The following is a 22685-nucleotide window of genomic DNA, read 5'->3' as shown; positions in this document are numbered from 1 at the left end:
CGTGGTCATTCTAATAACGCTATGGTACGCCTGAGGCTCTTGCCACCGGGTGCGACTGACCGTCGCGCCCCGGTGGGCAAGAAGGTATTACTCTGCTGCTGGCTTGTGCGACAGGCTGTACACATAGGCTGCTAGCAAGTGGACCTTATCGTTGCCGAGGAAGTCTTTTTGCGTAGGCATTTTGCCGTGACGGCCATAACGAATGGTTTGCTGCAACTGAGCGTAGCTGGTGCCGTAGATGAACGCTGCCGGATCAGTCAGGTTAGGCGCGCCCATGGCTGGAGTGCCTTTACCGTCTGCACCGTGGCAGGCGAAACATGTCGTGCTGAAGATTTTTTGCCCTGCAGCGATATCCGCTTCAGTGCCTTCAGGCAATTTACGGCCGGCCAGTTCGGTCAGGACATAAGCCGCTACGTTATGCACGCCGTCTTCGCCAATGATTGGCAAGTGGGCAGGCATCGCACCTTCACGACCTTCCATGATGGTGGTCTTGATGGTCTCAGGCTCGCCGCCCCAGCGCCATTCAGTGTCGGTCAGGTTAGGGAAGCCGTAGGCGCCCTTGGCATCTGAACCGTGGCAAACCGAGCAGTGCGAAGCAAACAGGCGACCGCCCATTTTCAACGCCTTGTCGTCCTTGGCCACTTCTTCAATTGGCATTGCTGCGTACTTGGCGTAGATCGGGCCATATTTGGCATCAGCCTTGGCCATCTCTTTTTCCCACTGGTGAACACCAGTCCAGCCACCATTACGCTCTTCGCCACCTGCGATCTCTACGTTGGTAGCGAAAGGGGTCTTGGCCTCATTGTCGAGGTACTCAAAGCCTGGAAGCAGGCCTTTCCAGTTACCCAGGCCCGGGTAAAGGGCGAGGTAGCCGAGGGCGAAAACGATGGTGGCGACGAACAACATGAACCACCACTTAGGCAGTGGGTTGTCATATTCCTCAATGCCATCAAAGGCGTGGCCTACGGTTTCGTTGGTCACCTCGTCGTTTGTTTGCCCTTTGCGCGTACCGAAGATCAGCCACGTCAAGGCAAAAATAGTGCCGAGTGAAAGTATTGTTACGTACCAACTCCAGAAAGTGGTCATTGGTTATTGCTCCTGGAAGATTGCTCGTCACGCTCGCTTGGTTTCGGCTCGTCGGCAAAAGGCAGATTGGCAGCTTCGTCAAAATCTGACTTGCGTCTGCTGCTATATGCCCATAGCAACAGACCCAAGAAGGCGATGAATACGACTGCTGTGCCTATACCGCGAATAGTCCCGATTTCCATCGTGCGTTACCGTTTGCTCGTGATAGAGGTGCCAAGAACCTGCAGGTACGCAATGATGGCGTCCATTTCGGTTTTGCCTTTAACAGCTTCTTTGGCCCCAGCGATATCTTCATCGGTGTAAGGCACGCCGAAACCACGCATGACTTCCATCTTTTTCGCAGTGTCCTTACCGTCGAGCTTCTTCTCAACCAGGAACGGGAATGCCGGCATGATCGACTCAGGCACTACGTTGCGTGGGTTATACAGGTGGGCACGCTGCCACTCATCCGAGTAGCGACCGCCAACACGGGCCAGATCGGGACCGGTACGCTTGGAGCCCCAGAGGAATGGGTGATCCCAGACGCTCTCACCGGCAACCGAGTAGTGACCGTAGCGCTCTGTTTCAGCACGGAACGGACGGATCATTTGCGAGTGGCAACCGACGCAGCCGTTGGCGATGTATACATCACGGCCTTCGAGTTCCAGAGCAGTGTAGGGCTTGAGGCCTTCAACCGGCTCGTTGGTGACGTCCTGGAAAAACAACGGGACGATTTGGGTGAGGCCGCCGATGCTGACGCATAGCACCATCAACAGGGCCATCAAGCCAATATTTTTCTCGATGATTTCGTGTTTCATCAGTGAGCTACTCCGGCAGGAATCATTGCCGCGGCGTCATACTCGGACGGCTTGGCGGCACGCACGGTGCGGTAGGTGTTGTAAGCCATCAGCAACATACCAAGGACGAAGAACCCGCCACCAATTGCGCGAACTACATAGCCAGGGTGGCTTGCTTGCAGGGCTTCAACGAACGAGTAGGTCAGGGTGCCGTCCTCGTTCACTGCACGCCACATCAGGCCCTGGGTGATACCGTTTACCCACATCGAGGCGATGTACAGAACGGTGCCGATGGTAGCCAACCAGAAGTGGGCATTGATCAGGCCGACGCTGTGCATCTGCTCGCGACCGAAGACTTTCGGGATCAGGTGGTACAGCGAACCGATGGAGATCATCGCAACCCAGCCGAGCGCACCAGCGTGAACGTGGCCGATGGTCCAGTCAGTGTAGTGGGACAGGGCGTTGACGGTCTTGATAGCCATCATCGGGCCTTCGAAGGTCGACATGCCGTAGAACGCCAGCGAAACCACCAGGAAGCGCAGGATAGGGTCGGTGCGCAGCTTATGCCAGGCGCCTGACAGGCTCATCATGCCGTTGATCATGCCGCCCCAGCTTGGCGCCAGCAGGATGACCGACATGGCCATGCCGAGGGACTGGGCCCAGTCCGGCAGTGCGGTGTAGTGCAGGTGGTGTGGGCCGGCCCAGATGTACAGGGTGATCAGTGCCCAGAAATGCACGATAGACAGGCGGTACGAGTAGATTGGACGCTCAGCCTGCTTGGGTACGAAGTAGTACATCATGCCCAGGAAGCCGGTGGTCAGGAAGAAACCTACGGCGTTGTGGCCGTACCACCATTGGATCATGGCATCTGTTGCACCCGAGTACATCGAATACGACTTGAACATGCTCACAGGCATTTCTGCACTGTTTACGATGTGCAGCATTGCCGTAACCAGGATGAATGCACCGTAGAACCAGTTGCCGACGTAGATGTGCTTAGGCTTGCGCTTGACAATAGTGCCGAAGAACAGAACCGCATAAGCGACCCAGACGATACCCAGAAGGATGTCGATTGGCCATTCCAGTTCTGCGTACTCTTTAGAGCTGGTAAAGCCCAGCGGCAGAGTAATAACTGCGGCAACAATAACTGCTTGCCAACCCCAGAAGACAAAAGATGCCAAGGAGTCAGAAATCAGACGTACCTGACTGGTGCGCTGCACCACATAAAGTGAAGTTGCCATTAGCGCGCATCCGCCAAAAGCGAAAATCACCGCGTTAGTGTGCAGAGGACGTAAACGACCAAAGGTCGTCCATTCCAAGCCAAAGTTGAGTTCAGGCCACACGAGTTGTGAAGCGATGAAAACGCCTAGGCCCATGCCAATGACCCCCCAAATTACCGTCATGACGGCGAATTGGCGGACCACCTTGTAGTTATAAGCAGTCGGACTGATTGCTGTGCTCATTGCTGGGGTTCCACGGTTAATGGATTTTTTAGGGATAAAAATCGGCGGCAAGTATGTATAAAGCAGTAAGGCATTGCAACGATACATGCCGTCACGATCAGGGTCTAAAGGCATTTAAAAAGCATTTTGAGCATTTCAAAAACGCTTTATTAACAGCACTCTAGACCAATTTGCTGTTAAGCAAAGATGGGGATCGCCTTATGCTTTGTGCAGCGTGGCGAATGCCAACAAGATTAGCTCATGTCCACAGTCTTGGGTGCCACTGGTCGACAGGGTGCGACTTCAGGTCGCACTTTTGTTTTTGCCAGGTTACCCCAATATCGCCACGCCGCCAGCCAATCACAACGCGCCTGTATCCGCAAGCCATGCTTTCAAGCAGATGGCGGGGCGCGTTGCTTTCGAGGCAGCGGTATTGGCGATACGAACTTGCCTGGTTGCAGACAGGGCCATTAGGTTATCTCCTGGATAAATATAGGCAGCGCTACAGGGCCAAATGCCGGTAACGTCAATGCCAGTGATTAGAGGTGTGAAGGTGAAGCCGAGTATGGGTAAAGCAACGCTGGCGGGTGTTGATCAAGATCAATCTTGCGCTGCAAGCCGAAGTCCGGAACTGCTTTGGGATAAACCCCATGGTGCCTGTCATGCAACCTTGATTCTTGCCCATGGTGCAGGAGCGCCCATGGACAGTGAGTTTATGCAGCAGGTCAGCCAATTGCTGGTGGAGCGTGGCATTGCGGTGGTGCGGTTTGAGTTTGCCTATATGGCGGCAAGGCGTAATGACGGTAAGCGGCGTCCACCGAACCCGCAAACCCAGTTGCTTGAACAGTGGCGTAGCATTTATGCCGAGATACGCCGGCAGGCACAAGGCCCCGTTGTCATTGGCGGTAAATCCATGGGCGGGCGTATGGCTAGCCTCTTGGTCGATGAGTTAGGCGCTGCTGGCTTGGTCTGTCTTGGTTATCCGTTTTATGCCCCTGGCAAGCCCGAAAAGCCCAGAACTGCACATCTTGCAGGCCTGCAAACGCGCACGTTGATTGTTCAGGGCGAGCGGGATGCCTTGGGTGACCGGCAGGCGGTCGAGGGTTATGACTTGTCACCGGCGATTAGCTTGAAGTGGCTGGAGGCTGCGGATCATGACCTCAAGCCGCTTAAACGTTCAGGATTTACCCATTTGCAGCACCTGGAGTCTGCCGCAGATGAAATGGCTTCATTTATAAATGCCCTGATAGCTGCTTAATTGGCCTTGTTGCGAGCCAGCCAGCTAGTCGTGATGGCAGTGACAATGCTGAAGCTTGCGGCAAGTGCCGTGATCCAGCCAAAAAACCATAGTTTCCCTGCGAAATCATCTTCGGCATAAGAGGCTGCGAACTGGGTTTTGCCATAGGTTGTAATGGCAATGCTGATCACCAGCAGGGTGGTAAATGTGATCAGCTGTTGAGCCAGGCGCTGTTTGGCTAAAGCGGCCATAACGCTCATCACCAGGCCCGCGCCAATTGCGAAATACGCGATTTTCATTCCCCAAAACGGATGCGCCCCCAGTGCTTGTGCGCCACCAAAGCCAACAAAGCCAAGCACGCCCGCCATTGCAATGGCAGCCCCACCGAGGGTCGAAAGATTAAAGCGAGTGTGGTTGCTGTTGGCAGTTTGGCTAAGCATGTTGGGTCCTTAGGTGATCGGGGTTCGCACATGCATCGAATCTCGCAAGTGCGTTGATCTACTGAGGGCCGAGCCTGCTAAAAATTACACAACTAATCGGTTTGATAGAGTTCTAGCGGCAATCCATCCGGATCGCTAAAGAATGTGAAGTAGCGCTGCGTGTAGGGATCGATGCGGATCGGCTCAACATGGATGCCTTGTTGCTCAAGTCGTGCTTTGACTTGGGCGATATCCTCGACCTCGAATGCCAGATGGCGCAGTCCCTGGGCTTCCGGATATGAGGGGCGCGCAGGTGCATTGGGAAAGGAGAAAAGCTCTATTTGCGAGCCGTCAGTCAAAGCCAGGTCGAGCTTGTAGGATTGGCGCGCTTGTCGGTAATGCTCGGCAATGACCTGCAAGCCGAGAATTTCAGTATAGAAATGTTTCGAGCGTGGATAGTCCGAGCAAATAATGGCTACATGGTGGATGCGTTTTAACATGGAAGGCCGTGCTCAACAGGCATAGGATTCATGCCTGTTTGGCAGGTTGAAGTCTGGCGGGTTTCACTGTGTCGCAAGACCCCGGGCTATTCGGATGAGGTCATCAATGCGGACATTTGTGGGGTGTCGGCAAACTGCGAGAACCGATCCTTGAATGCGTTCACCGCTTGCTGCTGGTTGTCGATAATACACATTGAGGTCAGCGGGTGGGCCGTGGTGCATTGCTCGGGTAATGAACCTATGCCGCAATAGCGCTGACCGTACCAGGCGAGGTTGGGGCTTTGTTGCACGCAGCCGTAGGAGAGGTCACCTATATAGTTGATTGCGCCATTGCTTACACTGAATGTCAGCGGTCGGCTGTAGGTGCCAAGCCAGGCTTTGCTCGGGCCGATGGCGGACACCGAATAAGTACCGGCAGGTAGCCACATCGAGAACTCCGAGGCGTTCGCATCGGTGATGGTGTAGGTGCTGCCGCTCGAGGTGTCGCGAAATTGGATATCTGCACCGGCATAGGCGGCATCATCAATCGAACCGACGATTATGCCGGCATTTTGCAGGTTGAATTTTTCATCGTTGGTGACTGTGTATTCGGGCGAGGGTAGTGTTGTGCAACCGGCAATTACCGAACCCATGCATGCCAAGAGTAGAGGGGTTGAACTGAGCTTCATGCCGACACCTGATCCTGATGTAGGTTGCAGCGTATTGTCTACGCCATTGATTTCCTTGGTGTACAGTTGCGCTGCAATCGCATGTTGTGCAAATGCACGTCCTAGATGGATTAAATGTAGGGTAGGTTTTGCATTCAATCAACTACGAAGAGCTTGGCGCCTGACTGTGTCGAAGAACGATGGGGTTCAGCATTGTCAGCGACCTGATAGCTCATCCCGGGCTTGAGGATGAAGCTGCGCCCATCAGCCAGCTCGGTGTGCAATTGGCCCTCCAGGCAGAACAGCACATGGCCCTTGCTACACCAGTGATCAGCCAGGTAACCCGCCGAGTATTCGACGATGCGTACGCGAATATCGCCAAACTGGGCGGTGCGCCAGGTGGCGCTGCCGGTTTCACCTGGATGTTGCGTTGGTTCAATGCTTGCCCAGTCGGTGGTCACAAAGGGGAGGTTGCTGATATTCATCGCGCGATCCTGGGTTTTGATTGAAAGCCGCGATGATGCCGCTGTTTATTGCCTTTCTCTAGCGTATTTTCGCCTTAATGCCGGGGTATGAGGTGCTTGCCACCGTACCTCATACCCCAATGCAGGGCTTATCGATTGAAACGCTCGACCAATGAATATTGACCCTGCGCTGTTTGGGTCAGCTCTTGGCTAAGGGCTGCGGTGCTTTGTGCATCGCCTGCGGTTTGGTCCGAGAGCTCGGCGATGGTGGTGATATTGCGGTTGATCTCATCGGCCACCGCGCTTTGCTCTTCGGCGGCGGCAGCGATCTGGTCGGCCATATCGGCGATATTGGCGACCGAGTCGCTGATGCCTGAGAGCGCCTCGTCGGCTTTCAGTACACGCTCGACACCATCGTCAGCCTGTTTGCGACCAATATCCATGGTCATCACGGCTTCTTCGGCTGTGCGTTGCAGCTTGGCGATCAAGCCGTGAATCTGCTCGGTTGACTCCGCTGTACGCTGGGCAAGGGAGCGTACCTCATCGGCTACCACGGCGAAGCCACGGCCCATATCGCCAGCGCGGGCCGCTTCGATTGCGGCGTTAAGTGCCAACAGGTTGGTCTGGTCGGCAATGCCTTTGATCACATCGACTACACCGCCGATTTCGTTGCTGTCCTGGGCCAGGCGAGTCACTGTCTCACCGGTTTCACCGACAGATACCGACAACCGCTGGATGGCTTCGCGGGTTTCGGCGGCAATCGCGCGCCCCTCACTGGACAGGCGATTGGCTTCTTGGGTGGCGATGGCGGTACGTGCCACATTGCTCGCAACTTCGAGCGTGGTGGCGGCCATTTCGTTTACGGCTGCGGCAACCAACTCGGTTTCCTGGCGTTGACGTTCAAGACCGGCCGAGCTGTTTTGCGCCAGCTTGTCTGCCTGTCGTGCTTGTTTGGTCAGGTTCTCGGCGCTGTCCTGCAAGCGGGTCAAGCAGGTTTTAAGGCGTGCTTCCTGGCTCAGTGCGGACATTTCAAGTTGGCCGAGCGGCCCTTGGGTATCGGTGTACATTTGCGCGATCAGAGGATCAGAAGTGGTCTTCTCCGCCAGGCTCAGCAGGCGCCTGAAGCCACGCTGCTGCCAGCGCAGACCCAAGGCGCCGACAGGCACGGCAACCAGCGCCGAAGCCAGTAAGCCTGCCGATGGGCTTAGCCAGGCGCCAATCAAGCAACTGATCATCGCCACTAACAGGAAGGGAAGCCAGTCGATAACTAGCGGCTGCAGCTTGGCGGCGCCGGACATTGCAGGCTTGCCCGCGTTGATGCGCTTGTAGAGATTTTCAGCACGCTTGATCTGTTCGCTGGTGGGCTTGATCCGCACCGACTCATAGCCAACCACCTGGTTGTTATCAAGCACCGGTGTGACGTAGGCATTAACCCAATAATGGTCGCCATTCTTGCAGCGGTTCTTGACGATCCCCATCCACGGACGACCCTTTTTCAAGGTGGTCCACATATGCTCGAAGACTGCCGAGGGCACATCAGGATGGCGCACGAGGTTGTGCGGCGCGCGAAGTAATTCGGCGTCAGAGAAACCACTGATTGCGGTAAATGCTTCGTTGCAATAAGTGATCTGGCCTTTGAGGTCGGTCGTTGATATCAGCCGTTGTTCGGCAGGAAAGGTGCGTTCACGTTGGGTGATGGGCTGATTATTACGCATGACGTGGCAGATCCATGAAGTTGATACTGCATGTCATCGGCCTGAAGCGGCGCAAGTTGAGGGTGAATTGGGAAAAAAGTCACTGAACTTTAGATTGATTGATCTAAATCAATTATAAAGGGCTGGGCTGGCGCCCGGACAGGTGTTGATAATGTCCGAGCGCTCTAGTCAGGCTATTTGCCCGCGATCAGCTGGCGCAGCACATAATGCAGAATGCCACCTGCCTTGAAGTACTCAACTTCATTGAGGGTATCAATTCGGCAAAGCACTTCAATGCGCTCGCTACTGCCATCCTCACGACTGATTTCGACAACAAGGTTCATCATCGGGCGAATCTCAACGCCATCCAGACCGGTGATTTTCAGGGTTTCCTTACCCGTTAGCCCGAGGCTTTTACGGTCCTGGCCGTCCTTGAACTGCAGCGGGAGCACGCCCATGCCAACCAGATTGGAACGGTGGATACGTTCAAAGCTTTCGGCCAGTACTGCTTTTACCCCAAGCAGGTTGGTGCCTTTTGCAGCCCAGTCGCGGGATGAGCCGGTGCCATATTCCTTGCCGGCGATGACCACCAATGGGGTGCCTTCCTGCTGGTAGCGCATGGCTGCGTCATAGATGGAAAGCTGTTCACCGCTTGGAATATGCAGGGTGTTGCCGCCTTCACTGCCATCGAGCATTTCGTTGCGAATGCGGATGTTGGCAAAGGTGCCGCGCATCATGACTTCATGGTTGCCACGACGCGAGCCGTAGGAGTTGAAGTCGATGGGCTCAACCCCTTTTTCACGCAGGTAGCGCCCCGCTGGGCTGTCACTTTTGATATTGCCAGCCGGAGAAATATGGTCGGTGGTGACCGAGTCGCCGAGCAATGCCAGCACGCGTGCGTTGCTGATATCGCCAATGTGCGGCGGTGCATCGGCAATACCTTCAAAGAAAGGAGGGTGCTGGATATAGGTTGAATCAGCCTGCCAGCTATACGTATCGTCTTCAGATACCTTGATTGCCTGCCACTGCTCGTCGCCGCTGAATACTTCTGCGTACTCCTTGCGGAACATGGCGGTGTCGACCTTCATGATGGCGTCGCTGATTTCCTTCTGGGTGGGCCAGATATCCTTGAGGTACACCGGATTGCCGTCTTTATCTTCGCCCAGGGGTTCTTCGGCGATATTGATCCGCACATTACCGGCCAATGCATAGGCGACAACCAGGGGCGGAGAGGCCAGCCAGTTGGTTTTCACCAGGGGATGGACACGGCCTTCAAAGTTGCGGTTGCCGGAGAGCACCGAGGCTACCGTCAGGTCGGCAGTCTGGATCGCCTTTTCGATAGGAGCCGGCAGTGGACCCGAGTTACCGATACAGGTCGTGCAGCCATAGCCGACAAGGTCAAACCCGAGTTTGTCCAGATATTGGGTGAGGCCTGCGGCATTGAAGTATTCGGTGACCACCTTCGAGCCTGGGGCCAATGAGCTCTTGACCCAGGGTTTGCGTTGCAAGCCTTTTTCAACCGCTTTCTTGGCGACCAGGCCTGCAGCCATCATCACGCTTGGGTTGGAGGTGTTGGTGCAGGAGGTGATGGCGGCGATGACCACGGCGCCGTTTTTCAGGCGATGTGACTGGCCCTCGAATTCATAATCGATTTCGCCGGTGGAGTGATCACTACCAACGGCTGCTCCGCCTCCGCCTTCACTGAGCAAGCGGCCTTCTTCCTTGCCGTTGGGCTTGAGTTGCAAGCCGATAAAGTCATCAAATGCCTTGTGCACCTGGGGCAAGGCCACGCGGTCTTGTGGGCGTTTAGGGCCGGCCAGGCTGGCTTCAACATTGCCCATGTCAAGTGACAGGCTGTCAGTGAAGGTTGGCTCCTGGCCCTGTTCGCGCCACAGGCCCTGAGCCTTGGAGTAGGCCTCGACCAGCGCCACGGTTTCGTCCGGGCGGCCAGACAGGCGCAGGTAGCCCAGGGTGATTTCATCCACCGGGAAGAAGCCACAGGTTGCGCCGTACTCGGGTGCCATATTGGCAATGGTTGCGCGGTCGGCCAGTGGCAGTTCAGCCAGGCCATCACCATAGAATTCTACAAACTTGCCGACCACGCCCTTGCTGCGCAACATTTGCGTGACGGTGAGGACCAGGTCGGTCGCGGTGATGCCTTCTTTGAGTTTGCCAGTGAGCTTGAAGCCGATGACCTCGGGTATCAGCATGGATACCGGTTGGCCAAGCATGGCCGCTTCTGCTTCGATGCCGCCGACGCCCCAGCCCAATACGCCAAGGCCGTTGATCATGGTGGTGTGCGAGTCGGTGCCCACCAGCGTGTCGGGAAAAGCAAAGGTGTGGCCATCTTCTTCTCTGGTCCAAACCGTGCGGCCCAGATACTCGAGGTTTACCTGGTGACAGATGCCAGTGCCTGGCGGTACGACGCTGAAGTTGTCGAACGCATGCTGGCCCCAGCGCAGGAACTCATAGCGCTCGCCATTGCGCTGCATTTCAATGTCCACGTTCTGGGTGAATGCGCTGTCTGTGCCGAACTTGTCGACCATCACCGAGTGGTCGATAACCAGGTCGACAGGCGAGAGTGGGTTGATTTTTTGCGGGTCGCCGCCAGCCTTGCTCATTGCGTCACGCATGGCCGCAAGGTCGACAACCGCGGGAACGCCGGTGAAATCCTGCATCAGCACACGGGCGGGGCGGTACTGGATTTCTCGGTCGGAGCTGCGCTTTTCCAGCCAGGCGGCAATCGCCTTGAGATCGTCGCCGGTGACGGTTTTATCGTCTTCCCAGCGTAGAAGGTTCTCCAGCAGTACTTTCAGGGACATGGGGAGCTTGTCGATGTTGCCGAGCGACTTCGCCGCTTCGGGCAAGCTGAAGTATTGGTAGGTTTTGTCGCCAACTTTGAGGCTTTGGCGGCTGTTCAGGCTATTTAGGGATGGCATTTAAAGCTCCTTCTATGGCCACACGGCTGGCCGGGCTGAACGTGGTGATTTATTCGAGGCAGGCTTAAAAGCTAGCTGCAGCTGGTCTGTCCTGCCATTTGTAGAGTCGTATTTTTACCCTGCCACTGGTGGCCGATAACATCAAGTTGCTATCGGGCGATAATTTGAAGATGCAGCGTCCCGGGATATCAGGTTGCCTGGTCAAGTGGTTTATGAGCCCTAGTAGCTGCATCTTGACCAGCTCGAAGCTGTCGCGACCTCAGCTCTGTAATCCGCGCAGGACATTAAGCTGGACATGATTTACAGCCCTGGGTTCCCAAGTTCGCTATCATGCGCGCCTTGAGGAGAGCCCCGATGAATACTTTGTTACTGCATTGCCGCCCCGGATTTGAAAACGAAGTCTGTTCTGAAATCAGCGAACATGCTGCCAATCTGCAAGTGGCCGGCTATGCCAAGGCCAAGGCCAGCAGCGCCTGTGCGGAATTTGTCTGCACGGAAGAGGGTGGCGCAGAGCGGTTGATGCAGGCTGTGCGCTTCAAGAGCCTTATATTTCCCCGGCAATGGGCGCGCGGGGTCTTTATCGTGCTGCCTGAAACGGATCGGATCAGTGTGCTGCTTGAGCATCTGCAGGATTTTCCGGTTTGTGGCAGTGTCTGGCTCGAAGTCCTCGACACCAATGAGGGCAAGGAGCTGTCGAATTTCTGTAAGAAATTTGAAGTGCCGCTGCGCAAAGCCTTGGGCAAGGCGGGCAAGTTGGTCGAACAATCGGGCAAGCCACGTTTGCTGCTGACGTTCAAGAGCGGTCGCGAGGTATTTGTGGGCTTGGCCGAGGCGAACAACAGCGCTATCTGGCCGATGGGCATTCCTCGACTGAAATTCCCGCGTGAGGCGCCAAGTCGCTCGACCTTGAAACTTGAAGAAGCCTGGCACACCTTTATTCCACGGGAAGAGTGGGACGAACGGCTCAATGGCGACATGACCGGCGTTGATCTTGGCGCCGCGCCGGGTGGCTGGACCTATCAATTGGTCAAGCGAGGTATGTTGGTGACCGCCATTGACAACGGGCCCATGGCGCAAAGCTTGATGGATACCGGCCTAGTTCAGCATTTGATGGCTGATGGCTTTACCTACAAGCCACGTCAGCCGGTGGACTGGATGGTCTGCGATATTGTTGAAAAGCCCGCACGTAACGCAGCCTTGCTGGAAACCTGGATCGGAGAAGGTCTGTGCCGCGAGGCGGTGGTCAATCTCAAACTGCCCATGAAGCAGCGTTATGCCGAAGTGCGCAAGCTGCTAGACAGAATGGAAGCCGGTTTTGCCGAACGGCGCATAAAGGTGTCGATTGCCTGCAAGCAGCTCTATCACGACCGTGAAGAGGTAACCTGCCACCTGCGCCGACTGGGTAAATAGTCCGTAGAAGGTGACCTTTGGATCAGCTTTGCGCGACAATAGCGCCATTAATTGGAGTGTTTAGATGTCCGACCCTAAAACCCTCACGCCTGACGCGGTGCTTGATGCCAGTGGATTGAATTGCCCTGAACCAGTGATGATGCTGCACAACAAGGTGCGCGACTTACAGGCGGGTAGCTTGCTCAAAGTGATAGCGACGGACCCCTCAACCCGTCGCGATGTGCCCAAGTTCTGTGTATTCCTGGGGCATGATTTGCTCGATCAAGCCGAAGAGGCGGGCGCTTATCTGTACTGGATACGCACCAAGCTCGATTGATACCCCAGCGCAATGGGTGCCAGGTCAAAATGATTGCGCAGGCCCAGCAGGTTGAAGTCCTGCCTGGGCCTTGTTTTATGCTGCCAACCCAATCCAATTGCGATCACTAACCAGATTTGAATTTGCAATACCCTCATACCCGAGGGGGTACTGGTGTGGGCGGGTGAAAATTACTACATATCTTTCGGATGGTTGCTGGCGATTATTATACGGTGGTGATGGGTCTGAGCATCGCGCTGTGTTTTATTGAGCGCCGCAGGCAGGGCGTCTGTGCGCACGTTGAGCGTGCGCCAGTTTAATAATCTGCACTTTTTGCGGGTAAGCGCTGATAGGGAGTAACAGAGTCGTGATTAACAGGATTGATCAAAACAACCGAATGAGCCAGGCCTCGCAGAACGGGAATCTTATTGTTTTGTCCGGGCAGGTCAGTTCAGGGAAAAACATTACCGAGCAAGCGCAAGGCGTGTTCGAGACCATCGATCTGCTGTTACACAAGGCTGGTGCAGATAAGTCGAATATCCTCTATGCCAATATTTTCCTAACGGATATGGGCGACTATGAGGCGTTCAATCAGGTTTGGGATAACTGGGTTGCCAGCGACAAAGGGCAGGCGCCGTCGCGTGCTGCCATTCAAGTGGTGCGCCTTGCCAACCCTGATTGGGTGGTTGAAGTGCAGGTGTTTGCCAGCATTTGATCCAACGGCTTTCCATATTGGGGAAAGCGCACATTATCAATCTGTATTGGAGATATTTAGTTATGGACGACAACAAGTTTCCGAAGCCTACCGTCAAACTCAATGACGATGAAATATCAACAGAGCTTGCATCCATCAACATGCAGGATATTGTCGTTCCCGGCTATGGCGCACCGCTTCTGGAACGCCGCATGCGCTGTCGGCTACTCGAGTGCCACCCGGGCGGTACCATCGTTCTTCACTCCCATGAAAACCGTCCAGCGCTTCTTTATGTGCTTGAAGGTTCAGGCGAAGAGCACTCCAACAAGTCCAAGGATACGGTCATCTGGAAGGCGGGTGATTGTTTCGCGGAATATAATGATACCGAGCATTGGATCAAGAATCTTTCAGTCAATGCGCCGCTCAAGGTGCTGACCTTTGATCTTTATGATGACGGTGCTCATGGTGCCAGCCACCCTGATTACAAACCTTGCAAGAACGGTTGCTGATCGGAGCAGTCTGGTTGCTGTTGTCAGCTTAGGACTGAGGCCGGCAACCGCAATAGGCACCGACCTTGGGCGTCTCGCCATATTGACGAGGCGCCCTGTCAAACCTGCAATGCCCATGCAGGACTTCATGGCTTTATCAATGCCTACTGGTGATCTGGCTCAGGTTGGGCGGCAGTTATGCAGCCTGTTTTGATAAACGAATATGCTTGCGTGCACTGCGGCTCAGGCGTATGGCCAGCATCACGGCCGCGCAGGTTAAGCCCACCACCAGACCTTGCCATAGGCCTTCAGGCCCGGAAGGTTCACCCAGCCAGTTGGACAAGCCCAATGCGTAGCCAACCGGCAGGCCTATGCCCCAATAGGCAAACAGCGTCAGCAGCATGGTCACGCGGGTATCCTGATAACCTCGAAGAGCGCCAGCGGCGGTCACCTGAATGGCATCCGATAGTTGGAACAGCGCGGCGTAGATAATCAGCATGGATGCCAGGGCAATCACTGTCGGGTCCGGGGTGTATATACTGACGATCTGTTCGCGCAGCAACAGGATCAAGGTGGCCGAGCAGCAGGCATAGGCCAGTGCTGTGGCCATGCTGACACCGGCTGCGAAGCGCGCGCCACGTGGGTCATGGCGCCCCAATGCCTGGCCGACGCGAACGGTAGCGGCCATGCCAAGCGAATAAGGAATCATAAATACCAGCGAGCTGAAGTTCAGGGCAATCTGGTGACCTGCGACGACCGTGGCACCAAGCCCGCCGATCAACAGGGCAATCACTGCAAAAATACTCGATTCGGCGAAGACGGCGATGCCTATTGGCAGGCCGATGGACAGCAGGCGCTTGATGACCAACCACTGCGGCCAGTCAAAACGTGCGAATAACTTGCTGGCTTTGTAGGCAGGGGCCCACTTTACCCATACCAGCATGCACGCAAACATAAAGGTCATGACCAAACCGGTCGCCCAGCCACAACCAACGCCCCCCATGGCCGGCAACCCAAGCTTGCCGTAGATGAAAATATAATTGAGCGGGATATTGAGCATCAGCCCGAAGATGCCAATCACCATGCTTGGTCGGGTATGCCCCAGGCCATCACTGAAACAGCGCAGTACATGGTAGAGCGCAACAGCGGGGAAACCACAGGCCACAGCGCGCAAGTAGCCCATTGATGGCTCGATCAGGTCGGGCTCAACATTCATGCTGTGCAGCACGACTTCGGCATTCCAGAGCAAGGCCGCGGCGCCACCGCCGACAACGATCGCCAGCCACAGAGCCTGGCGTACCAGTGGGCCAATGCTGGATTCATCACCGGCACCATAACGCTGGGCGACTTTGGGGGTGGTCGCAAGCAAAATACCTGTCATCAGCAGGAAAACCGGTACCCAGATCGAGTTGCCCAGTGCCACGGCAGCAAGGTCATGGGGGCCTACGCGTCCGGCCATCAGGGTATCGACGAAGCCCATGGCGGTGTGGGCCAACTGGGCGATGATGATAGGTGTGGCGAGCACCAGCAGGCTGCGAAGTTCACGGCTTACGCGTTGTGACCTTGTTTCAGCAGCTGAGGTGGCGGTCATGGTTGATGCTCTCGTAAAACCGCGCAGTATACGCCTTGACCATTTAGTCAGGAAAGGCTGTAGCCACCTGTTTTTCAGGCATTGGCCGGGTTAATAGCGCAGGGCGTTGTAACAAATGATTTGCCAGACCTTGGCGGATGAATATCGACCCCTTGCTGTTAGAATGCAGGCTTGTCCCGTGGAGCCACGCCATGCGAATTGTTGCAGATGAAAATATCCCGCTGCTTGATGAGTTTTTTGCCGGTTTTGGGCCTATAATGCGCCTGCCAGGCCGTTCGATCGACGCCGCTGCGGTGGCCAATGCCGATGTACTGCTGGTGCGCTCGGTTACCAAGGTTGACCAGCAATTGTTGCAAGGCAGTCCGGTATCCTTCGTTGGTACCTGCACCATTGGCACCGACCATCTCGATCTCGAGTATTTCCAGCAAGCCAATATTGCCTGGTCCAGCGCCCCGGGTTGCAACGCTCGTGGTGTTGTCGACTACGTACTTTCGAGCTTGCTGGTGCTTGCTGAAGACCAGGGGGTTGACCTGTCAAGGCGCACCTACGGCATCGTCGGTGCGGGGCAGGTTGGCGGTCGCCTGCAAGCGGTGCTGCAAGGGCTGGGCTGGACGGTTCTGGTCTGTGATCCGCCGCGACAGTCCATCGAAGGCGGAGATTTTGTCAGCCTGCAGCAAATCATCAGTGACTGTGACGTGATCAGCTTGCATACGCCACTGGATAAAGCTGGCGAGCATCCGACCCATCATTTGTTCGATGCCGAGAATCTCGGTCGGTTAAGGCCCGGTACCTGGCTTATCAATGCCAGTCGCGGCCCGGTGATCGATAATGCAGCATTGCGAGAACTGCTGGTGCAACGTGATGACCTGCGCGCGGTGCTGGATGTCTGGGAAGCGGAGCCAAGTGTCGAGGTCGAACTGGCAGCATTGTGCCGGATTGCGACGCCGCATATTGCAGGCTATAGCCTCGACGGCAAGTTACGTGGTACTGCGCAGATCTACAGTGCATTGTGCTCGTTTCTGGGACAGCCCGAGCAACACCGACTTGAAGATCTGACACCGCCGGCGTGGTTGGCGCAGATGCATTTCGATGCCTCGGTGGAACGCGACTGGTTGATTGGCAGTCTTTGCCGTGCGGTTTACGACCCACGCCGTGATGATGCGGATTTTCGCAGGAGCTTGTTCGCCGATAGCGCACAACAGCGCGCGGCATTCGATGCGCTGCGCAAGCACTACCCGATGCGCCGCGAAATTACCGGGCTCGAGGTCAGTTTCGCAGGCCCGCCTTCGGCAGAGCTTGTGCAGGCGCTAAAGGCGCTGGGTGTGGTAACGCGCCAGGCGGGCTAGCGCGTTTGCTGTGCGGGGCTCAGTCTTTGCCTTGGTTGGCTGCGCGGCTTTTTTCGAGCTCTTCGCAGGCATCCTGAATCATGTGCTCGGTTATCTCGACTTCACGCCCTTGCTCGTCGATGATCGCCCCGCCAACAGGTTTGTCAGGGTTAACCGAGCTGTTGCTGCTTTGCTTGGGCGGATTTGAGTTGCTCATGGTCGGTCTCCTCAGCGCAACGTCTGGTTGAAACTGCAACTCCTGCATGGCCATTTGACGGCACTGCATGCAGTCAGGCTTTCACGTAGGATTACTCTGCCAAAAAAGCCCGGTACTTGGAAAGCCGGGAAGCAACAATATTGGCTAAATTGTCGGATTATTTTGGAGTTCTTGTATGTCGCGCTTTCACATCGGGTTAATCATCAACCCGCTCGCCGGACTTGGCGGCCCAGCAGGTCTCAAAGGCAGTGATGGCGTTGCAGAGCAGGCATTGGCGCTGGGCAGCGAGCCAAAGGCTGCATTGCGTACACGTACCGCTCTGGATTGTTTGGCCGAGCTTAAGGACCGGGTTGAATTTGTTACCTTTCCGGGCAGCATGGGCGCCGATTTGCTGGGTGACATGGGCTTCGCTCATCGTGTGATCGGCGCTATAGCGCAGCAGACGACGGCCGCTGATACACGCAATGCCGTGGAACTGTTGCAGGACGCTGGCGTGGCCTTGATCTTGTTTGCTGGCGGTGACGGAACTGCGCGTGATATCTGCGCTGCCGTGCGCGAAGGCCAGCCAGTGCTGGGGATCCCGGCCGGAGTGAAGATCCAGTCCGGGGTCTATGCCATCAGTCCCCGTGCGGCGGGTGAGTTAACCGCACGATTGATAACCGGAGGGCTGGTGCGCCTGGCCAGTGGCGAGGTGCGTGACATCGATGAGTCCGCATTGCGTGAAGGACGTGTCACTGCGCGCTGGTACGGCGAGTTGAGCGTTCCGGAAGAGGGCGGTTATGTGCAGCAGGTCAAGCAGGGTGGTGTTGAGTCTGAAGAGCTGGTGCTTGGCGATCTGGCAGATTGGCTGCAGGACAGTTGGGAAGACGATGTGCGTTATGTATTTGGGCCTGGCTCGACCCTGCATGGACTGGCGCGAAACCTGGGTTTGGAGACCACGCTGCTGGGCGTGGACGTGATCGAAAATGGCCAGTTGCTGGCCAGCGATGTCACCGAGGCGCAGTTGTACGCGCTGGTGGCTGATCATCCGGCGCGCCTATTGGTGACTGCTATTGGCGGCCAGGGCCATATTATTGGCCGTGGCAACCAGCAGATCAGTCCAAGGGTGCTTCGTGCCATCGGCCTTGAGCACCTGCGAGTGGTTGCAACCAAACGCAAGCTCGGCACACTGCAAGGTCGTCCGTTGCTGGTGGACAGCGGCGACATCGCGCTGGATGATGCCTTTCCCGATGCCGTGCGGGTGTGGGCCGGTTACAAGGAAGAGTTGCTTTATCCCCTGAGTCGATAGGAGGTCGTGATGCGGGTTGTGAGTCTGTTGCTGATCTGGCTGCTCGCCTTTGCTGCCCAGGCCGTCGAGGCGGACAAACTGGTGCTGGCCGCACGTCAGCAGGTGGGTGTGACCCTTGGCTATGACCCGGCCTACCGGCGCCTGGCCTATCCTAATGGTGATGTGCCTATCAGTACCGGCGTATGTACCGATGTGCTGATTCGTGCGCTGCGCCAGCAAGGGCTGGATCTGCAGCAGGCAGTGCATCAGGACATGCGCGCCCACTTTGGCCAGTACCCGAAGAGCTGGGGGTTGACTCGCCCCGACAGTAATATCGACCACCGTCGTGTACCCAACCTGATGACCTGGTTCAAGCGCCAGGGTTGGGCGCTGGCGCTTGATCAAGATGCCGAGCACTATAGTCCCGGCGATATCGTCACCTGGGACCTGGGTGGCGGCCTGACCCATATCGGTATTATCAGCGACCGCACGGCGAGCAGTGGTGTGCCCCTGGTGCTGCATAACATTGGTCGCGGTACCCAGGAAGAAGACATCCTGTTCAACTTCAGAATTACTGGCCATTACCGCATCCCCGAGGCCTGAGGGCTGCGCAGAGGAGATGTATATGCAGCCCCCTTTCATCCAGGCTGACGAGCGCGTGGTGCTGTTTGATGGTGTGTGCAAGCTGTGTAACGGCTGGGCGAAATTCTTGATTCGCCACGATATTGAGCAACGCTTTCGCCTGGCTTCGGTTCAGTCGAAGGAAGGCCAGGCATTGTTGGAGTGGGGCGGTTTGCCCCTTGATCATTTCGACAGCATGGCATTGATCGAGAATGGCCAGATGCTGCTGCGTTCGGATGCAGTGCTGCGCATTTTCGCCCAGTTGCCCGGTCCCTGGCGGTATTTAAAGTGGTTGCGGCTGATTCCGCGGCCTGTGCGTGACTGGTGCTACAACCGTATTGCCCTGAACCGCTATCGGCTCTTTGGCCGTTATGATTAGTGTCTGCTGCCAAGCGCCGACCACGCCCGGCGTTTCTTGCATGGGTGATCCTCGTTTACTGCAGATCGCCTGGCTAGCGCGTATTGCCCTGGCGCTGTTGTTTATCTGGCACGGCTTGGTGCCGAAGATCCTCTGGCTAAGCCCGGATGAACTGGCGATGATCCAGGCCCATGGCTTGCCAGCCCCCGAATGGATAGCCCGTATCGCCGGCTTGGTAGAAATCACCCTGGGTCTGTTGTTGCTGTGGCGGCGCCAACGCTGGCCATTGCTGCTGGCGGGGGCGCTGCTGATTGGTTTGCTGCTTGATGTGGCACTGTTTAGCCCCCATCTACTGATACAGGCGTTTAATCCAGTGTCGACCAATCTCGCTGCCTTGGCCTTGTGCTGGGTGGCCTGGCGGGCGCAGACGCCGTAATCGCTTTCCCCTTAACCGGCGTCATCGCGCCAGCGAGCCTTCATGCTTTCGATCCTGTCGTTACATCAGAGAAATGCGCTGCGTATGGCCTGGCGCTTTATCTCGCCTTATCGTGCTCGTGTATTCGGGGCCCTGCTGGCGTTGATCTTTACCGCGGCAATCACACTTTCCATGGGGCAGGGCATCAAGCTGCTGGTCGATCAGGGATTGGCCACCCAGTCACGCGAAGCATTGGAGCATTCGATTGGCTTGTTCTTCGTCTTGGTGCTGGCGCTGGCTTTGGGAACCTACACGCGTTTCTACCTGGTTTCCTGGCTGGGTGAGCGGGTGGTTGCCGATATTCGCAAGCGCGTGTTCGATCACCTGATTACCTTGCATCCCGGGTTCTATGAAAGTAACCGCAGCTCAGAGATTCAATCGCGCCTGACCGCTGACACGACCTTGCTGCAATCGGTCATTGGCTCGTCCCTGTCCATGGCGCTGCGTAACCTGATCATCATGATCGGCGGCGTGGTTTTGCTGATTATCACGAATCCAAAGCTCAGCGGTATCGTCCTGGTTGCGTTGCCGCTGGTGGTTGCGCCCATTCTTGTCTTTGGTCGTCGCGTGCGCGCACTGTCGCGCCAGAGCCAGGACCGGGTGGCCGATGTCGGCAGCTACGTGGCCGAGGTGCTCGGCCAGATCAAAACAGTTCAGGCCTATAACCACCAGCACGAAGATATCCGCCGTTTTGCGCTTTCCGCCGAGGCTGCATTCGACACGGCGCGCGAGCGAATTGCCCAGCGTGCATGGTTGATTACGGTGGTGATCGTCCTGGTGCTGGGCGCTGTCGGAGTGATGCTCTGGGTTGGCGGCATGGATGTGATTGCCGGGCGTATAAGCGGCGGTGAGCTGGCCGCCTTTGTGTTTTACAGCCTGATCGTCGGCTCGTCGTTTGGCACGCTCAGCGAGGTGATCGGAGGGCTGCAACGGGCGGCAGGCGCAGCCGAACGGATTGCCGAGCTGCTGCAGGCGCGCAATGAAATCCTGGCTCCGACGGTAAATAAGCTGAGCCTGGCGCAGCCGGTTCAAGGGCGCATAGAGTTGCAGAAGTTAAGTTTTGCCTATCCGTCGCGGCTCGACACTTTTGCCATCGACAGCATGGATTTGCTGGTCGAGCCGGGGCAAACCGTCGCCTTGGTCGGGCCTTCAGGTGCGGGCAAGTCAACGATTTTTGATTTGCTGCTGCGCTTTTTCGATCCGCAACATGGGCGCATCCTGATTGATGGCCAGCCGATTGATCAGCTCGATCCGAGTGAGTTGAGGCAGAGCTTTGCGCTGGTTTCGCAAAATCCTGCACTGTTCTTTGGCACTGTCGAAGACAATATTCGCTACGGCAAAAGGGCTGCAAGCCACGCCGAGGTCGAGGCTGCTGCACGCGCAGCGCACGCCCATGAGTTCATCATGAAGCTGCCGGACGGCTATCAAACTCATCTAGGGGATGGAGGCATGGGCTTGTCCGGTGGTCAGCGCCAACGCTTGGCGATTGCCCGGGCCCTGTTGCTTGATGCGCCGATATTGCTGCTGGACGAAGCCACCAGCGCGCTGGATGCTGAAAGTGAACACCTGATCCAGCAAGCCTTGCCGCGATTGATGCAGGGGCGTACCACGCTGGTGATTGCGCATCGCCTGGCAACTGTTAAAAGTGCTGAGCGAATCGCGGTGATCGAGTCGGGCAGGCTGGTGGCTATCGGCGCGCACCAGCAGTTGATCAACAGCAGCCCGCTGTATGCGCGTCTGGCCGAGCTGCAGTTTTCAAATCCGCAGTCAGGCCTGAGCGAGGCTTAGCCTTGCAGATCAACAGGCTTTACCTGGGGCCTGATGGTGGCCGCCGCGCCTGCGGACGCAAGGATGATAAAGCTGATGGCCAGCCATTGGTTGAAGTGCAGTTGCTCGCTGAGAAACAGCAGGCCAGTGAGGGCCGCTACCGCGGGTTCAAGGCTCATCAGGATACTGAAGGTGCGTGAAGGCAGGCGTGTCAGGGCAATCATTTCGAGGCTGTAGGGCAGTGCTGATGAAAGTACCGCTACCGCCAACGCAATAGGTAGCAGGTCGAGGTTGTAAAGGGCGGAACCGACCTGCCACATGCCAATGGGGATGACCAATGCGGCGGCGACCAGTGTGCCCAGGCAGGCGGTATGCTTGCCATGCTGGGCACCGGCTTTCTGGCCGAAAATGATGTACATCGCCCAGCACAGCCCGGCGCCGAGCGCATACGCCATGCCCAGGGGATCAAGCGCTTGCTCGGAATGGTTGCTCGGTAGCAGTAGCCACAAGCCGGTGACCGCCATCGCCACCCAGACAAAGTCTAGCAATCTCCGAGATGACAGCAGGGCGAGGGCCAGGGGGCCAGTGAATTCGAGGGAAACGGCAATCCCAAGCGGGATGGTCTTAAGCGACATATAGAACAACAGGTTCATGCCGCCCAACGCCAGCCCATACGCCAGCAGCGCCTTGCAGGAAGCCAGGCTCAAGCGTGCCTGCCAGGGGCGCATGATGATTGCCAGAATGATTGCGCCAAAGCCCAGGCGCAAAGCGGTTGTGCCTTCGGCGCCAATCAGCGGGAAGAGGCTTTTTGCAAGCGATGCTCCGCTCTGGATAGACACCATGGCCACCAGGAGCAGGGCGATTGGCAGCACGATGGCGGTAGCGGGTATGGCGCGGGGCATTGTCGATTCCAGATCAAATACAGGTGCAATAAAAAACCGGCCCGCAGGCCGGTTATTCAGCCATCAAGCAA

24 protein-coding genes and 1 pseudogene are annotated in these 22685 nt (G+C 56.5%); 11 read left to right on the top strand and 14 right to left on the bottom strand.

All coding sequences use genetic code 11. The annotated features are described in order from the left end of the window. Nucleotides 1–87: 87 nt before the first annotated feature. The 4 genes from ccoP to ccoN are packed head-to-tail and all read right to left on the bottom strand — an operon-like array spanning nucleotide 88 to nucleotide 3325. Entirely contained in the window at nucleotides 88–1086 is a 999-nt protein-coding gene (gene ccoP / locus CHB79_RS19265) for a cytochrome-c oxidase, cbb3-type subunit III (RefSeq protein ID WP_089361089.1), read from the bottom strand. After that, the gene (locus tag CHB79_RS19260; RefSeq protein WP_010490127.1) at nucleotides 1083–1268 is read right to left on the bottom strand and encodes a CcoQ/FixQ family Cbb3-type cytochrome c oxidase assembly chaperone; all 186 of its coding nucleotides are present in this window, start codon (nucleotides 1266–1268) and stop codon (nucleotides 1083–1085) included. Before CHB79_RS19260 ends, ccoP begins: the two co-directional genes overlap by 4 nt. Before the next feature lie 6 nt (nucleotides 1269–1274). Then, complete coding sequence (gene ccoO, locus CHB79_RS19255) at nucleotides 1275–1883, bottom strand: cytochrome-c oxidase, cbb3-type subunit II (RefSeq protein ID WP_010490125.1); 609 nt, start codon at nucleotides 1881–1883, stop codon at nucleotides 1275–1277. Next, nucleotides 1883–3325: a cytochrome-c oxidase, cbb3-type subunit I gene (gene ccoN / locus CHB79_RS19250; protein WP_010490123.1), complete on the bottom strand. Its 1443-nt coding sequence runs from the start codon at nucleotides 3323–3325 to the stop codon at nucleotides 1883–1885. Before ccoN ends, ccoO begins: the two co-directional genes overlap by 1 nt. A 544-nt stretch (nucleotides 3326–3869) precedes the next feature. Between ccoN and CHB79_RS19245 the strand changes: the two genes are divergently transcribed. Next, nucleotides 3870–4562: an alpha/beta family hydrolase gene (locus CHB79_RS19245; protein WP_245851581.1), complete on the top strand. Its 693-nt coding sequence runs from the start codon at nucleotides 3870–3872 to the stop codon at nucleotides 4560–4562. Here the strand turns inward: CHB79_RS19245 and CHB79_RS19240 are convergent. The 7 genes and pseudogenes from CHB79_RS19240 to acnA form a co-directional block, all read right to left on the bottom strand. Next, entirely contained in the window at nucleotides 4559–4981 is a 423-nt protein-coding gene (locus tag CHB79_RS19240) for a hypothetical protein (protein ID WP_089361088.1), read from the bottom strand. The genes CHB79_RS19245 and CHB79_RS19240 overlap by 4 nt on opposite strands. Nucleotides 4982–5073: 92 nt before the next feature. Continuing rightward, a complete protein-coding gene (gloA2, locus tag CHB79_RS19235) occupies nucleotides 5074–5460 on the bottom strand; it encodes an SMU1112c/YaeR family gloxylase I-like metalloprotein (RefSeq protein WP_089361087.1) in 387 nt (128 codons plus the stop codon). An 86-nt stretch (nucleotides 5461–5546) separates the two neighbouring features. After that, nucleotides 5547–6128, bottom strand: coding sequence for a hypothetical protein (locus tag CHB79_RS19230; RefSeq protein ID WP_141133441.1), 582 nt, complete (start codon nucleotides 6126–6128; stop codon nucleotides 5547–5549). Nucleotides 6129–6262: 134 nt separating this feature from the next. After that, nucleotides 6263–6592 (bottom strand): DHCW motif cupin fold protein, encoded by a 330-nt coding sequence (locus tag CHB79_RS19225; RefSeq protein ID WP_089361085.1) that lies wholly within the window; start codon nucleotides 6590–6592, stop codon nucleotides 6263–6265. 128 nt (nucleotides 6593–6720) lie between these two features. Further along, the gene (locus CHB79_RS19220) at nucleotides 6721–7806 is read right to left on the bottom strand and encodes a methyl-accepting chemotaxis protein (RefSeq protein WP_425439614.1); all 1086 of its coding nucleotides are present in this window, start codon (nucleotides 7804–7806) and stop codon (nucleotides 6721–6723) included. 153 nt (nucleotides 7807–7959) lie between these two features. Then, nucleotides 7960–8286 (bottom strand): annotated as a pseudogene (locus tag CHB79_RS22460) (PAS domain-containing protein); the annotation flags it as partial. Nucleotides 8287–8459: 173 nt separating this feature from the next. Continuing rightward, nucleotides 8460–11204: an aconitate hydratase AcnA gene (gene acnA / locus CHB79_RS19215; protein WP_089361083.1), complete on the bottom strand. Its 2745-nt coding sequence runs from the start codon at nucleotides 11202–11204 to the stop codon at nucleotides 8460–8462. Nucleotides 11205–11558: 354 nt separating this feature from the next. Between acnA and rlmM the strand changes: the two genes are divergently transcribed. The 4 genes from rlmM (at nucleotide 11559) to CHB79_RS19195 (ending at nucleotide 14112) form a co-directional block, all read left to right on the top strand. Further along, entirely contained in the window at nucleotides 11559–12614 is a 1056-nt protein-coding gene (gene rlmM, locus CHB79_RS19210; RefSeq protein ID WP_089361082.1) for a 23S rRNA (cytidine(2498)-2'-O)-methyltransferase RlmM, read from the top strand. A 64-nt stretch (nucleotides 12615–12678) separates the two neighbouring features. Beyond that, a complete protein-coding gene (gene tusA, locus CHB79_RS19205) occupies nucleotides 12679–12930 on the top strand; it encodes a sulfurtransferase TusA (RefSeq protein WP_010490104.1) in 252 nt (83 codons plus the stop codon). 346 nt (nucleotides 12931–13276) lie between these two features. Further along, nucleotides 13277–13624, top strand: coding sequence for a RidA family protein (locus tag CHB79_RS19200; protein WP_141133440.1), 348 nt, complete (start codon nucleotides 13277–13279; stop codon nucleotides 13622–13624). A 62-nt stretch (nucleotides 13625–13686) separates the two neighbouring features. Further along, on the top strand, nucleotides 13687–14112 hold the full coding sequence (locus CHB79_RS19195) for a cupin domain-containing protein (RefSeq protein WP_089361081.1): 426 nt from the start codon (nucleotides 13687–13689) through the stop codon (nucleotides 14110–14112). Between the two features lie 175 nt (nucleotides 14113–14287). On the opposite strand, the gene CHB79_RS19190 is transcribed toward CHB79_RS19195, so the two are convergent. Further along, nucleotides 14288–15682, bottom strand: a complete 1395-nt coding sequence (locus CHB79_RS19190) for an MATE family efflux transporter (RefSeq protein ID WP_089361080.1) — start codon at nucleotides 15680–15682, stop codon at nucleotides 14288–14290. A 191-nt stretch (nucleotides 15683–15873) separates the two neighbouring features. Here CHB79_RS19190 and pdxB point away from each other — a divergent pair, with 191 nt between their 5' ends. Continuing rightward, nucleotides 15874–17028, top strand: coding sequence for a 4-phosphoerythronate dehydrogenase PdxB (gene pdxB, locus CHB79_RS19185; RefSeq protein ID WP_089361079.1), 1155 nt, complete (start codon nucleotides 15874–15876; stop codon nucleotides 17026–17028). Between the two features lie 19 nt (nucleotides 17029–17047). Here pdxB and CHB79_RS22090 read toward each other — a convergent pair whose 3' ends face one another. Beyond that, the gene (locus CHB79_RS22090) at nucleotides 17048–17224 is read right to left on the bottom strand and encodes a PA1571 family protein (protein ID WP_176443229.1); all 177 of its coding nucleotides are present in this window, start codon (nucleotides 17222–17224) and stop codon (nucleotides 17048–17050) included. A 175-nt stretch (nucleotides 17225–17399) separates the two neighbouring features. On the opposite strand from CHB79_RS22090, the gene CHB79_RS19180 reads away from it, so the two are divergent. The 5 genes from CHB79_RS19180 to CHB79_RS19160 are packed head-to-tail and all read left to right on the top strand — an operon-like array spanning nucleotide 17400 to nucleotide 21733. Next, nucleotides 17400–18512 carry an ATP-NAD kinase family protein gene (locus CHB79_RS19180; protein WP_010490093.1) on the top strand — a complete coding sequence of 371 codons (1113 nt, stop codon included), beginning with the start codon at nucleotides 17400–17402 and terminating at the stop codon, nucleotides 18510–18512. 9 nt (nucleotides 18513–18521) lie between these two features. Beyond that, complete coding sequence (locus CHB79_RS19175; protein WP_089361078.1) at nucleotides 18522–19094, top strand: DUF1287 domain-containing protein; 573 nt, start codon at nucleotides 18522–18524, stop codon at nucleotides 19092–19094. 22 nt (nucleotides 19095–19116) lie between these two features. After that, nucleotides 19117–19491, top strand: a complete 375-nt coding sequence (locus CHB79_RS19170) for a thiol-disulfide oxidoreductase DCC family protein (protein ID WP_089361077.1) — start codon at nucleotides 19117–19119, stop codon at nucleotides 19489–19491. Nucleotides 19492–19531: 40 nt separating this feature from the next. Then, nucleotides 19532–19906, top strand: a complete 375-nt coding sequence (locus CHB79_RS19165) for a DoxX-like family protein (RefSeq protein ID WP_089361076.1) — start codon at nucleotides 19532–19534, stop codon at nucleotides 19904–19906. A 42-nt stretch (nucleotides 19907–19948) separates the two neighbouring features. Further along, on the top strand, nucleotides 19949–21733 hold the full coding sequence (locus CHB79_RS19160; RefSeq protein ID WP_089361075.1) for an ABC transporter transmembrane domain-containing protein: 1785 nt from the start codon (nucleotides 19949–19951) through the stop codon (nucleotides 21731–21733). Here the strand turns inward: CHB79_RS19160 and rhtA are convergent. Next, complete coding sequence (gene rhtA / locus CHB79_RS19155; protein WP_176443227.1) at nucleotides 21730–22614, bottom strand: threonine/homoserine exporter RhtA; 885 nt, start codon at nucleotides 22612–22614, stop codon at nucleotides 21730–21732. The genes CHB79_RS19160 and rhtA overlap by 4 nt on opposite strands. Between the last annotated feature and the right edge of the window lie 71 nt (nucleotides 22615–22685).

The sequence above is a fragment of the Pseudomonas segetis genome (assembly GCF_900188155.1).
Classification (GTDB): domain Bacteria; phylum Pseudomonadota; class Gammaproteobacteria; order Pseudomonadales; family Pseudomonadaceae; genus Aquipseudomonas; species Aquipseudomonas segetis.
Note: the sequence above shows the minus strand (reverse complement) of the source record. Positions and strands in the feature narration are given on the sequence as shown.